Source organism: Enterococcus sp. C102(2024) (assembly GCF_040888205.1).
In the GTDB taxonomy this organism is placed as follows: domain Bacteria; phylum Bacillota; class Bacilli; order Lactobacillales; family Enterococcaceae; genus Enterococcus; species Enterococcus faecalis.
Window position 1 is genome coordinate 399,396 of record NZ_JBFOHH010000002.1, and the last position, 13,389, is coordinate 412,784.

13 protein-coding genes are annotated in these 13,389 nt (G+C 38.9%); 5 read left to right on the forward strand and 8 right to left on the reverse strand.

The genetic code is table 11. The features are described from left to right. Positions 1 to 174 precede the first annotated feature (174 nt). Complete coding sequence (locus tag AB3I34_RS06490) at positions 175 to 1,194, forward strand: acyltransferase family protein (protein ID WP_002355505.1); 1,020 nt, start codon at positions 175 to 177, stop codon at positions 1,192 to 1,194. Positions 1,195 to 1,376: 182 nt separating this feature from the next. On the opposite strand, the gene AB3I34_RS06495 is transcribed toward AB3I34_RS06490, so the two are convergent. The 4 genes from AB3I34_RS06495 to AB3I34_RS06510 form a co-directional block, all read right to left on the reverse strand. Next, the gene (locus tag AB3I34_RS06495; protein WP_002355504.1) at positions 1,377 to 1,610 is read right to left on the reverse strand and encodes a hypothetical protein; all 234 of its coding nucleotides are present in this window, start codon (positions 1,608 to 1,610) and stop codon (positions 1,377 to 1,379) included. Positions 1,611 to 1,753: 143 nt separating this feature from the next. Beyond that, complete coding sequence (gene pepV, locus AB3I34_RS06500; protein WP_002358655.1) at positions 1,754 to 3,169, reverse strand: dipeptidase PepV; 1,416 nt, start codon at positions 3,167 to 3,169, stop codon at positions 1,754 to 1,756. A 133-nt stretch (positions 3,170 to 3,302) separates the two neighbouring features. Continuing rightward, positions 3,303 to 4,037 carry a pseudouridine synthase gene (locus AB3I34_RS06505; protein WP_002355501.1) on the reverse strand — a complete coding sequence of 245 codons (735 nt, stop codon included), beginning with the start codon at positions 4,035 to 4,037 and terminating at the stop codon, positions 3,303 to 3,305. Positions 4,038 to 4,145: 108 nt separating this feature from the next. Continuing rightward, complete coding sequence (locus AB3I34_RS06510) at positions 4,146 to 5,795, reverse strand: polysaccharide biosynthesis protein (protein WP_085444153.1); 1,650 nt, start codon at positions 5,793 to 5,795, stop codon at positions 4,146 to 4,148. 203 nt (positions 5,796 to 5,998) lie between these two features. On the opposite strand from AB3I34_RS06510, the gene AB3I34_RS06515 reads away from it, so the two are divergent. Next, a complete protein-coding gene (locus AB3I34_RS06515; RefSeq protein WP_002378005.1) occupies positions 5,999 to 7,525 on the forward strand; it encodes a UDP-N-acetylmuramoyl-L-alanyl-D-glutamate--L-lysine ligase in 1,527 nt (508 codons plus the stop codon). 66 nt (positions 7,526 to 7,591) lie between these two features. On the opposite strand, the gene AB3I34_RS06520 is transcribed toward AB3I34_RS06515, so the two are convergent. Continuing rightward, positions 7,592 to 8,164, reverse strand: a complete 573-nt coding sequence (locus AB3I34_RS06520) for an alpha/beta hydrolase (RefSeq protein ID WP_002358653.1) — start codon at positions 8,162 to 8,164, stop codon at positions 7,592 to 7,594. A 30-nt stretch (positions 8,165 to 8,194) separates the two neighbouring features. Between AB3I34_RS06520 and AB3I34_RS06525 the strand changes: the two genes are divergently transcribed. Then, positions 8,195 to 9,169 carry a ring-cleaving dioxygenase gene (locus AB3I34_RS06525; protein ID WP_002361234.1) on the forward strand — a complete coding sequence of 325 codons (975 nt, stop codon included), beginning with the start codon at positions 8,195 to 8,197 and terminating at the stop codon, positions 9,167 to 9,169. Positions 9,170 to 9,281: 112 nt separating this feature from the next. After that, positions 9,282 to 9,455, forward strand: a complete 174-nt coding sequence (locus AB3I34_RS06530; RefSeq protein ID WP_002355495.1) for a hypothetical protein — start codon at positions 9,282 to 9,284, stop codon at positions 9,453 to 9,455. Between the two features lie 75 nt (positions 9,456 to 9,530). On the opposite strand, the gene AB3I34_RS06535 is transcribed toward AB3I34_RS06530, so the two are convergent. From AB3I34_RS06535 to AB3I34_RS06545, 3 genes are all read right to left on the reverse strand, one after another. Further along, positions 9,531 to 10,001, reverse strand: a complete 471-nt coding sequence (locus AB3I34_RS06535) for a C-GCAxxG-C-C family protein (RefSeq protein ID WP_002384891.1) — start codon at positions 9,999 to 10,001, stop codon at positions 9,531 to 9,533. Between the two features lie 52 nt (positions 10,002 to 10,053). Then, positions 10,054 to 10,782, reverse strand: coding sequence for a YebC/PmpR family DNA-binding transcriptional regulator (locus tag AB3I34_RS06540; RefSeq protein ID WP_002361233.1), 729 nt, complete (start codon positions 10,780 to 10,782; stop codon positions 10,054 to 10,056). Positions 10,783 to 10,912: 130 nt separating this feature from the next. Next, positions 10,913 to 11,422 carry a VanZ family protein gene (locus tag AB3I34_RS06545; RefSeq protein ID WP_002363134.1) on the reverse strand — a complete coding sequence of 170 codons (510 nt, stop codon included), beginning with the start codon at positions 11,420 to 11,422 and terminating at the stop codon, positions 10,913 to 10,915. 127 nt (positions 11,423 to 11,549) lie between these two features. Between AB3I34_RS06545 and AB3I34_RS06550 the strand changes: the two genes are divergently transcribed. Beyond that, complete coding sequence (locus AB3I34_RS06550) at positions 11,550 to 13,376, forward strand: M3 family oligoendopeptidase (RefSeq protein WP_002399760.1); 1,827 nt, start codon at positions 11,550 to 11,552, stop codon at positions 13,374 to 13,376. Positions 13,377 to 13,389: the final 13 nt, after the last annotated feature.

Below are 13,389 nucleotides of genomic sequence, written 5' to 3' on the forward strand. Positions count from 1 at the left end.
AGTATAATTTAAGACTAACATCCTGCCTAATTTTTTGTTTTAAGCGCAAGTATGTGGGGGCTCATTTAACGGCTGCCGGTTCGTATCTACAATTATCTACTCAATGAATGGAAAAATTGTCCTCTTCTGCCTTAAACAAAAGTGAACTGTTTTCTACTAAAAGGAGTGATCGTTATGGAAAACGACAAGCGAATTTATAAATGGGACAACGTGAAACTTTTTTTAATTTTCTTAGTGATTTTTGGGCATATTTTAGATCGTGAAGCTTCTCCTTCACGACTCATGGAAACAATCAACTTTTGGATCTATTCATTCCATATGCCAGCCTTTATTTTTGTCTCTGGACTCTTTAGTAAACATGCCATTAAACAACGTAAATATCTCCGTTTACTTTCCTTTGTTTGGCTTTATCTCTTAGCGAAGTTGTTGATTACGCTTGCTAATTTCGCCTTTGCAAATAAAATGAATTTTGATTTACTGAACGAAACGGGCGTTCCTTGGTACTTACTTTCCTTAGCAAGTTTCTACTTAATTACCATCTTTCTTCAGCGCGTTCAGCCGAAAATCATGTTGCCAATCATCATTGTTATCGGCTGCGCCTCAGGCTATTTGCCTGTGGAAGGTTTCTTGTCTTTAGGACGGACTCTGGGCTTCTTCCCTTTCTTTTATTGTGGCTACTTAATGGATATTCAAAAGCTGCAAACCTTTTTAGATCATCGCAAAGTCAAATGGGCAGCGATAGGCGTAATTTTAAGCTCCTTTTTATTTGTAAATAGTCAATGGTCATTGGCAACGAAATTTTGGGGTTTCTTAACTGGTTGGGCTTCCTACGCTGAAATTAGTCCGGCCTTTGAATATAGTAGTTTCATTCAGCTGTTCTTTTACGTTGCTGCAGCATTGGTGTCTCTTTCTTGGTTTGCATTATTGCCGAAACGAAAGTTACCTTTAAGCGCCCTCGGAAAAGATACCCTCTACCCTTATCTCTTGCATATGCCCTTAATTATTCTGTTGGAAAGTGGTTTGCAATTAGACACACTCTTTAAAGAATGGTTTACTTTCCGAATCCTGGCACTTTTCTTCTTAGCCCTCTTCATTTTAGCTATTACGAATATGCCTGTGGTGAAACGGGGAGCGGATTATCTTTTTAATCCAATTGCATATGTGTTGCCAAAACAATGGTTAAAAGTTAAATAAAAAAAGAAGAGCGTGGGACAAAAATCACTTTGGATTTTTGCTCCACGCTCAAAAACTGTTAAACGGCGAGAGTTGCAATGTTTCACTGTGAAGCATGAACAGATGAAATCATCGTACCTACTTGGTTCTTGGAGCTAAACAATTTTGTCTCAGCCTCCACTTTTATCTCAGATTTTTTCCAACTATTGAAACAATCCTTTAATTTTATCAAACAAACCATCGGTCGTTGTATCAGCTAACATCGCTGTAATTTTATGATAGTGTTCGCCTAATTCATCTTTATGTTCTTCAATGAATTGTTGCGCATGTTCCACGTTGCCTTCTCCAATTAAATCTTTTGCTTTTTGAACTAGTTCTTCTACGTTCATCTTCACACGTCCTTTGATTAAATAGTTAACAATAAGTGTTTCACTCATTGCCTTTTCTCCTATTTATCGTATCGTGGGATCCTTTGATTTGCAAGAAATTTTCAGTAAATTGACGGTTCTGATTTTGGGTTTTTAAAAGGCAAAAATTGCAAAAAAAGCTGTTTTCGAAAATCGAAAACAGCTTTTTTACTTTACTTCGCTAAACGATAAATCGCATCTGCATAAATAGCAGCTGCTCGGAATAAGTCATCTAATTCCATAAATTCGTTGGCTTGGTGCATTGTGTCTGTGTAGCCAGGGAACATTGCGCCATAGGCAACACCACGTTTTAATAAGCGGCCATAAGTACCGCCACCAATGATTTGTTCTTGGCCTTTTTCGCCTGTATGGTCTTCGTAAACTTGTAGTAACGTTGCCACCAATGGATCATCAACTGGTACATAATGCGGTTCTTGGTTGCGATCTCCTTGTGTTGCAGTGACCGTTTCACCGACTGTTGCTTGAACTTTTGCTTGTAATTCTTCTGCTGAAGTTCCTTTTGGATAGCGGAAGTTTAATGTTACTAAGCTATTTTCAGGATTTTCTGGATCAAAGTTAACAATCCCAGCGTTCATTGTCAATTTACCCATTTTTTCGTCTTCAAAAGCCACACCTAATTTTTCGCCATAAAAATCTTCATGGATAAATTCAGCAATGGTATTAATAAAGCTGTATGCGCCTTCTGCAAAGCTGTAATCATTTAAGAAAGTTGCCAAGAAAGTCGCTGCGTTAATTCCAGATTGTGGGCTAGCACCGTGAGCACCTTTACCAACTACATGGAAAGTCACTGTTTTATCTGAAAGTTCTGCGTTACCTGAAATTTTTGCTTCTTGTTTGATGAATGTTTCAAAGCTAGCAGCTAGTGAAGCCGCTTCGTCTGCTGAAGCAGCCGTTACAACAGCATCTGCTGTTCCCGGAACCATGTTTTCACGTAAGCCAGATTTGAAGCTTTCTAATTTATAATCAGCACCGTTACCGCCTCGGAAAGTTAAACGAATCGTCACATTTCCTTTTTCCCCATTAATAATTGGGAACTCAGCATCTGGTGAGAAACCAAAGTCTGGCGCTTCTTCATGTTGGAAATAGTAATCCATATCGCCCCAGCCGCTTTCTTCGTCACTTCCTACTACGAAACGGATTTTTTTAGACACGGGTAAGCCTAATTCTTTGATAATTTTCATTGCGTAATAAGCAGCCATACTTGGACCTTTATCATCGCTTGCACCACGTGCATAAATTTTGCCATCTTTAATGACTGGTTCATAAGGATCTGTTTCCCAACCATCACCAGCAGGAACAACGTCCATATGACCAAAAATCCCTAACGTTTCGTCGCCTTCACCATATTCAATGTGTCCAGCGTAATTGTCGACATTTTTCACCGTAAAGCCATCACGTTCACCATACGCTAACATGTGTTTTAAGCCAGCAACTGGTCCAGGTCCAAAGGGCGCTTCAGGTGTTGCTTGTGCATCATCACGTTCACTGTTGATCCGTAATAAGTTTTGTAAATCTTCTAATAAGTCGTCTTTACGTGCTTCGACTTCTTTTGTCCAATCAATTGTCATTTGTTGTCACTCCTATTCATAAAGTTCTACATAGTCAATCATACCATTTTATGCAGAAAAAGAAAGAAACCCGACACTATTTTTCGAGAAAATTTTTATCTTTTCCGCAGAAAGGGCTGGGTTTTTGTTTATTTTAATTGAGGTATGATTGTTTAGGTTGTAGTTGTTGCAATTCGGCTTCTGTTAAGGGCCGATATTCCCCTAGTTCTAACGTTTCATCCAACCATAGTTCGCCCATTCGTAATCGTTTTAAATACGTCACAGGTTTGCCTACAGTGGCTAACATCCGTTTGACTTGATGGAATTTTCCCTCTTGAATCACTAAACGGACTACGGAAGTCCCTTCTTCCTCATTGATCGTCTCAATGACTAAACGACTTGGTTTAACCATTTCTCCATCTTTCAAGGCAAACCCTTGCGCAAACAGTTGACAATCTTCCGCTGTCACAAGTCCCTCAACTTCAGCTAAATATTCTTTATCCACATGCTTTTTGGGGGATAATAATTGATGCGCTAACTGGCCATCATTTGTTAATAGAAGCAAGCCTTCGGTATCTTTATCCAAGCGACCAACTGGGAACAAGTCGGCACGGTAATCCTGATCAGTTAACAAGTCAATTACCGTTTCATCTCGCTGATCTTCCGTCGCAGAAATGACACCTTGTGGTTTATGCAACATGTAATAAAAGAATTTTTGATACGTAAGAATTTCTCCCATCAAGGCAATTTGATCTGTTTCTTCATTTACTTGTGTTTTGGCTTCTTTTACGACGTCACCATTCACCGTAACGACTTTTTTCTTTAACAATTGTTTGATTTCTTTACGACTACCGATACCAACATCGGCTAAAAATTTATCTAAACGCATCGTCATTCCTCTTTCCTTTAAAAAAATAGCTTGGGACATAAATCGAATCGATCGATGTCTCAAGCCTTGTCTCTTAAGAGAATCTGCTGAAAGGAGTTCAATCAGCTATTATTTAATATTGAATTTTGCACGTAATTTTGCGGCATTTTTCCCTAATAAACGATCAGCTAAGCGAATCTTCAAGACCGAATAGCCATAAAAAGCGCCTCCTGCAGCAGCCACAATTACAACGATAATGAAGGCTTGGAAACGTCTAGTTGGATCTAAAAATAGATACAGGAACTGACGGAAAATCAAAGCGATAATCATCATGACGACTGTAATACAGAACATTAACAATGTTCGCCGTAAGGTTAATTTGTAATTAAAACGTGTCACTTGACGAATTCTTCTTAGAATCAATACGCAAGAAACCGTAAAGCCAATCATCGTTGCTAATAACGGACCGTAAACTTCAAATAAACGGATTGCGGGGAATTGCACGATTAATTTCACTGCTAAACCAATTCCTAAATAACGCATTGCGTCACGATTTTCATACATCCCCATCAACATATTTGACACTAACATATACAAGCCCAAGAATAAACTAGCGTAACAAGCTTGCACTAATAAAGAAGTACCTAAAGCATCTGGCATGTAAAAAACAGTGTATAGTGGTTGCGCTAAAACAATCATACCGAACGTTGCTGGCAACATTACAAACACAAAAAGTTGTAAATTATTACTAATCAAACGCGCTAACTCACGGTGATTTTTTAAGGTGACCGCTTCTGTAATCAACGGTAATCCAGTAGCCGAAATCGAAGTTGCTAAAGCCACGACAATCATGGTTAATTTGTCCGGATTGGCATTAAAAATACCGAAAAGCTCTCGTAATTGGGTATCTGAATAATCCGTAAACAAACGCATAAAGTTTGAGAAAGTAAACTGATCGACAAGTTTAAAGACCGTCACCCCTGAGCCAACTACGATAAAAGGAATCGCCTCTTTAAAAGTTTCAATCAATAACTCTTTTGGAGCAATTTCATGTTCATTGGCGCTGTGTTCTTCTAAATAATCAAATAATGGTTTTTGTTTGTACATGTAATAACCTAAAACCGCAAAACTTGCGAGCATCCCAATAAATGCCGCAAAAGTGGCTTGGGTCACCGCTGTAACGTAATTACCTTCAAAGACTTTCATGATAATAAAAGCAGTTAATAACATGTAAAAAACTCGTGCTACTTGTTCAACAATTTGTGATAAAGCAAAGGGCATCATTTCTTGATTTCCTTGGAAATAACCGCGAATGACACTCATGCTTGGGAAAACTAAAACGGCTAAACTTAATGAACGCATCGTTGGAACTAATTCAGGACCTCCGCCAGACAAAGCTGCTAATGCCGGAGATGCCAAATACATCACAATAGCAAAAACCACACCTAAGCCACCCATTAGTTGTAAGGCACGATAAAAAAGCTGTCGACTAATTTTATATTCGTTCAATGAATTATAATGCGAGGTCTGCTTGGCAATCGCACCTGGAATTCCGGCGGTAGAGATCATTAGGAATAAGGCATAAATCGTATACCCCATTGAAAACAAACTGTTCGCTTCGTTTCCGTGCTCGCCCATCCAAGCGTACCAGGGGATGATGTAAATCGCCCCTAACATGCGGGAGATAATATTACTAGCTGTCATCCAAGCTGAGCCTTTGACCATTTTTTCTTGGTTCGTCAGGATTGGTTGATCAACTGAATTTGGTTGATTGATCATTTTGTCCTCCAATATTCTTTGAGTATGCTTTCTTTATTTTAATTGTTCATCTTGGGATATGCAACGACTTTCTCGAAGAATTATCCTATTTTAACATTTCTCATGGATTTTCTCACGCTAACGAGATGGTTTTTTTAAAAGAAAAATAATGCTATAATGACATCAGTTTTGAAATTTCGTTGAAACGTTTGGAGGCAAAAAAAGTGACGATTTCATTATTCGCAATTCGCGATTGCTTAGAAAAAGAAGATTTATTAAAAGAATTTATTTCACCAGAAGGCTGGCACTTGACTCTTTCCGACACGTTAGGTCAACGAGAAGTAACGGCTCTTTCTTACGATTCGAGAGACGTAACAGCAGAAACACTCTTTTTTTGTAAAGGATTAAACTTTAAAGAAATCTATTTAGAAAATGCTGTAAAAGACGGCCTAGAAATCTATGTTTCTGAGGTGCCTTATGAGGTTCCTGCACAACTAGGAATTATCGTGACTGACATTAAAAAAGCAATGGCTGTGTTAAGCATGGCTTTTTATGATTATCCACAAAATAAATTAAAACTGATTGGCTTTACTGGAACCAAAGGTAAAACAACAGCGGCTTATTTCACCAAATATATTTTAGATGTTGCTACACAACAAAAAACAGCCTTGCTTTCTACCATGAATTCGACATTAGATGGCAAAACATTCTTTAAATCTGCCTTGACTACACCCGAATCTTTGGACTTGTATCGAATGATGGCAACCGCTGTTGCTAACGGGATGACTCATTTTATTATGGAAGTTTCTTCCCAAGCCTACAAAACTAATCGTGTCTACAAGCTATTTTTTGATGTCGGCATTTTTTTAAACATTACCCCCGACCATATCAGTCCAATTGAACATCCAACCTTTGACGATTACTTTTATTGCAAACGTCAATTGATTACACATTCTAAAGTCATTGTGTTGAATCACGAAGCTGATTATTTTCCATTACTTAAAGAAACTGCACAACAGCAAAAAGTCCCAGCCATTGTCTATGGCAGTCAGCCGGCTCCAGAAGTTGACTATTCATTCGCTGTTTCTTCAGAGGATTCCTTACGTTTTATCGTTGAAAGTCCTGCAGATGCGTTAGGATTGGCTGGCTCTTATCACCTTCGTTTAGGTGGTGATTTTAACAAAGGTAATGCGTTAAGTGCGGCGATTGCTAGTGTCCTTGTGGGAGCTTCAAAAGAAGAGTGCCAACAAGGGATCGCAGCAACCACCGTCCCTGGCCGGATGGAATCTTTAACGAATACCAACGGTGCAACCGTCTATGTTGATTACGCTCATAACTATGACAGTTTGAAGAATCTTTTAACCTTTGTCCGTGAAGAACATCCTGACGGCCGCTTAATTGTTCTTGTCGGTAGCACGGGAGACAAAGCGATTTCTCGCCGCAAAGACTTTGGTAGGGTTCTTTCTGAATTGGCTGATGTTGCAGTCCTAACAACCGATGACCCAGCCAGTGAAGATCCAGCAAAAATTTGCCAAGAAATTCAAGCCCATATTACCAAAGAAATGCCTGTTTACACCATTTTAGATCGTGGCGAAGCAATTGCTCACGCATTATCTTTAAGCACAACGGCTGATGATGCGATTGTCTTAGCTGGTAAAGGCGCCGACCTTTATCAAAAAGTAAACGGCGTAGATGAACCTTACGCAGGAGACTTTGCCCTTGCGGAAGCTTTCATTAATAAAAAGAACTAAATCATTTAAACACACATGAAAAAAACAAGCTGCAACCACTTATCAACAAAGGTTGCAGCTTGTTTTTTAAAGAACTTCTTTTATTTTCGTTACTTCTTCTTCCGATAACCCATGACCGCCATCCACTAGTAAAAAGTCGACTGGAAAATGTTTCTTTAATTGATTAGCTAAAGAAAGAACTTGTCCCGGAATACTCAACTCATCCTGAGCCCCTGTTGTGACAATCACTTTTGTCGCAAACTCACCAGATACATATTGATAGCCTAAATTGCTTGGATGCAGTAAAATAACAGTGTTAGCAATAGTCGGGTTCTTTTCTAACAGGCCTAAAATAAAATTGGCACCGTTAGAGTACCCTATAAAAATAACTTCATCGTATAACTTTTGCGGTTGCCAAACTTCTTCTAGAAACGCCGTCACTCGCTCATCAAAGTTAGCACGAGGTAATGCTCCATTGACTAATGGCGCAAAAAAGCGTCGCTGTTCGCCTACACCTTCTGTTCCTAAGTAACTTAGAACACTCGCTTCTGGATAAAGGGTTGCGATGGTGGTTAATAATTGATATTCATTGCCACCAGTACCATGGAAAGCGACAACTAATTGATTAGGTTTCGACCCTTTTTGAAAAAATTGTTTCATTTAATAAACCTCCAAGAAAGGAATTTTACTATGTATGCACAAATTCATCACATCTCTATTTTAAATCGATTGATAAAGCCTACATTTGACTTCTATCATAATACACTGGGATTAAAATTACTAATGAAAACGATCAACCAAGATGACCACACCATGTATCACTTATTTTTCTCAGATAATGAGCAACGAACAGGTACCGAATTAACTTTTTTTGAATTGAATGATGGCCAAGATCAATCATTTGGGACAAATACAATTGAACGAACTATTTTAAAAGTACCAACGCGCGCCTCTTTGGATTTTTGGGCAGAACGTCTTGAGCAAGCGGGTATCTGCCACTATGGTGTGGAAACATTTAACCAACACCCAATTTTGCGTTTTGAAGCGCCCGATAATACGCAAATGGCGCTTGTTCCGTTACGTGAATTTGAAAATGCGGAAGATTATTTTCCAGCTGAGCATGCTGAAATTCCAGTAGAACATGCAATTTTAGGCATTGATGCAATTCAATTACGCGTCCAATATGCCGCAGCTACCAAACAACCTTTAGTGGATTATTTACATTGGCATGAAAAAGAAACAGTACCTTTTTTTGAAACTGCGCATGAAGTAACCGTTCTGGAAAATCATCATCCACAGTTTTATCAAGAGGTGCACATCATTGATGATCGTACCAATCCGCTTGCCATTGAAGGAATTGGTGGCGTTCATCACGTCGCCTTTGGGGTGGAAGATACGCAAGAATTAACGCAAGTTGATAGCCTGTTAGAGGAAAAGAATTTTACAAACTCAGGAATTAAAGACCGCGAATTTTTCAAATCATTGTATTTTAGAGAACCGAACCACTTGTTATTTGAAGTAGCCACACAAAAAGGCCTGCTAGATGCCGAAGCCTATGAAAATCAAAGCTCAAACTTTGATGAAATCCCCCTTTATTTGCCTCACTTTTTGGCAGATCAAAGAGAACGAATCGAAGCGATTTTAGCACAACAACGCCATGAGTAAACAAAAATAGCGGTTAGGACCGCTATTTTTGTTTTTTAATATCCTATTATTGCCCTTTTTTGAAAAAAAGGAGTACACTAATAGTAGATGAACTGCGCAAGGAGGTGAGTACATGTTATCTAAGGAAGAAGTTCTACACTTATTGAACGAAGCAAAAAAAGAAGTCGATCGTTTAGAAACAAACCGCCAAGAAGATTTAGGTAATTCAATCAACTATATTGAAAATGAATTACAGCTCCAACGTGTCTTATCTCAAGTGGAAGCTTATGAAAAAGTACTTGGTTAATTGATTACGCATTAAATGAGAGAGGAGCAACCAGATTCATTCACCTGAATCTGGTTGCTCCTCTCTCATTTTTTACTAGACTAATTCGTAAGCAAGTTCTCGTGCAATAATTTTTGCGGTTGTTTCAGCGATTTCTCCAGTAAAGCCAATGCATTGTTCCATATGCTCAGGTGAACCCATCGTCATTTTACTTGTCAAAATACTGCAGCAAACCACTCGATGCTTTTGTCGAAAACTTTGATGCAATTCGTTGGCTAAAGCCATCGTTTTATTTACTTGTTCTCCTTTGGCTTCTGTCCGACCAAAAAAGTAGCCCAGACACATAACCCCGCCTGAAAGAGCACCACAAATACACTTCGCTCCTCCAACACCTACAGGAAACCCAGAAGCCATGGCCACAGCTTCAATGGGAATCTCCGCATCGAAGTGTTGCCGAATGGTCGCCACAATCGCTTCCGAGCAATAAAAATCACCGTTACGATAATAGGCTTCCGCTTCTTCCCTGATTGCTTGTAAACAAATTCTCTTTTTCAAAATGCCCTCCATTCTGTATCCGCTTTCATTTTATGAATAAAAGGATGCCAAGCATCCCTTTATTTTATAGATTTTCTGCAGAGGTAAATACTTCTGACACATCATCATCGTCTTCTAACTTGTCAACCAAGCGCTCTAATTGCGCTTTTTGTTCATCGTTCAAGGTTAGTAAGGTTTGCGGAACCATTGTTAATTCAGCTTGTGCTAATGAATAACCTGCTTGTTCTAAAGCATCGCGAACCGCTGTAAAATCTTCTGGTGCTGTGTAAATTTCAAATACTTCTGGTGATGTTTCTAAATCCTCGCCGCCTGCTTCCAAAACGACTTCTAGCATGTCGTCTTCCTCAATTGCATGATCTTCTCGCTTAATGACAATATAGCCTTTACGATCAAACATATAATTCACCGAACCCGTTTCACCTAAAGAGCCACCATTTCGAGTAAACGCGACGCGAACATTGGTGGCCGTTCGGTTGCGGTTATCTGTTAGTGCATGAACTAAAACTGCCACGCCACCTGGCCCGTATCCTTCATAAGTTACCTCGTCATAATGTTCCCCTTCACCAGCACTACTGGCTTTTTTTATGGCGCGCGCAATATTATCATTGGGCATATTGGCTGACTTAGCTTTATCGACTGCTAAACGTAAAGCAGGATTCATTGCGGGGTCAGGGCCACCTGCTTTTGCCGCCATATAGATTTCCCTTGAAACTTTTTGGAAAATTTTCCCACGTTTGGCATCTTGCGCATTTTTACGCCCTTGAATGTTGCTCCATTTGCTGTGTCCTGACATCCTTGATTCCTCCTGACTTTTCGTTACTATTCTCCTTTATTCTACTCTTCTTTTCAGTTAGGAACAAGCGCTACCAAAAAAAGACCCTCGCTTATCTACCTTTCTGACGAATAAACGAAGCTCTTCTAAATTAGCGTCTTCTTTTTTTATTTTTCTTCAAACCATGAACCACCAAACAAATAACGATGGCTGTCAAAGCACCCATGGAATCCAACATAACATCTTGAAAAAGAGGGGTCCTTCCGCCTGTGATCATTTGATGAAATTCATCTAAACCTGCATAGCCAGTAGCAGCTAGCCAGGAAACAACAGCTGTTAAAAACAGACCTTTGATTCTTGGCACTAATCCAATAAACCAACTACCACCTAATAGAAAATACGTACCAAAATGGGCTCCCTTACGAATAAAAAATTCAACAAATTTACTATAACCACTAGCTTGAATGCTCACTTCACTGCCAGCATATTGAAAAGAAATGTTTTTTAATTGTTCTTCAAAAGGATGACTGCTCAGAAGTTTATCTAAAAGACCAACTTGTGATTGCTGTTCATACGTCTGTGATGAACTGAAAAATAAAATGGCCATAATTACAAACGCAATGACTAAATATAAATTACTATCTTTCAAATAATTTTTCATATAATCCTCTTTTCTTGGTTTCAAGTTGCCCCGTGCCTGCCACGGAAAATTCTTTTTTATTATAGTCGGTTTCGAGGGAAAAAGAAACAACTTCTCTTAGGTCTTATGATATACTGAAAAGAAAAAAATGAAAGAAGGATTGGATATGACCTATTCTATTACATGGGATTTAGACAGTATTTTCCCCAATGGGAGCGAGTCCAAAGAACTTAGCCAACGAATGACTCAATTAACCGAACAGACAAAAGAGTACCATCAATTAATCACAGAATGGACACCAGAAAGTGCCCAAGGCAAAGAACAATTTGCTGAAATCTTAACGTTACAAGGGAAAATCTCAAATGGCTTTTCACAATGTAATAGTTTTTTAACTGCTTTAATTTCTGCTAATACTAATGATACCAAGGCCAAAATTTTATCAGGCGATTTATACAATCTATTGCCAGCGATTCAATTAGCTGAAACCATTTTTACTAAAAAAATCACCGAGATTTCAGCAGAACATTGGCAAGCCCTGTTAGCCGAAGAACCGTTCAAAACAATGGCTTTTCGCTTAAATGAATTACGCCGTGATGGAAAAAAACTGCTTTCCGAACAAGAAGAAAATATCATCAATACGCTTTCTCTAGATGGATTAAATGCTTGGAGTACACATTACGATACGATTGTTGCTTCCATTGTGATTCCTTTTGAAGAAAAAGATGGCTCTGTGACAGAACTATCTGCAGGCCAAGCCTTTAACCGCATGATGGGAGATCCTGACAAAGAGGTTCGTCAACGTTTGTTTACAGCCTGGGAGAAAGCTTGGAGTGGCAAAGCTTCAATTTTAGCAGACACCCTAAATCACTTAGATGGGTTCCGTTTATCTGATTACAAATTGCATGGCACTACAGATTATTTAGAAAATCCCTTAAACTATAATCGAATGAGTCAAGAAACATTAACGGTTATGTGGGAAACCATCCAAAAAAATAAACAACCATTCGTCGACTTTCTAACGCGCAAAGCGCAATTATTCGGTAAAGAAAAAATGGATTGGCAAGACCAAGATGCGCCAATTATTTTAGGTGATTTAGAAGAAAAAACGTATTCCTTTGATCAAGCCGCTGCCTTTATTTTAGAAAATTTCCGTAAATTCAGTCCGAAAATGGCCGATTTTGCCCAAATGGCTTTTGAAAAAAGTTGGATTGAAGCTGAAGATCGTCCAGGCAAACGTCCTGGGGGGTATTGTACAGAATTACCTGAAACACAAGAGTCGCGGATTTTCATGACCTTTGGCAATTCAATCAACGAAGTAGCTACTTTAGCCCATGAATTAGGTCACGCTTTCCATAGTAGCGTGATGTGGGATTTACCTTCATTGAATCGAGAGTATGCCATGAACGTAGCAGAAACAGCTAGTACCTTTGCAGAATTGATTGTTGCTGACGCCACCTTAAAAGAGGCCAAATCAGATGTTGAAAAGATTAACCTTTTAGACACAAAAATGCAAAATGCCATTGCCATGTTTATGAACATTCATGCGCGTTTTATCTTTGAAAATAATTTTTATCAAGCGCGCCAAAAAGGTTTAGTAGCGGAAGAAGATATTACTGAATTAATGTTAGCGGCGCAAAAAGAAAGCTACAAAGATAGTCTTGGCAGTTATCATCCTCATTTCTGGGCGAGCAAATTGCACTTCTTTATTGATGATGTGCCTTTCTATAATTTCCCATATACTTTTGGCTATCTATTCAGCATGGGTATCTATGCGTATGCCAATCAACAAGGCAGCTCGTTTGAAGACCAATACATTGCGTTATTAAGAGACACTGCTTCGATGACAAGCGAAGAATTAGCGAAAAAACATTTAAATGTTGACTTAACAAAACCTGATTTCTGGCAAGCCGGCATTGATCAAGTCCTAAAAGATGTGGAACAATTCATGACTTTAACTGAAAACTATGTAAACTAAGCAAAAAAGAAGC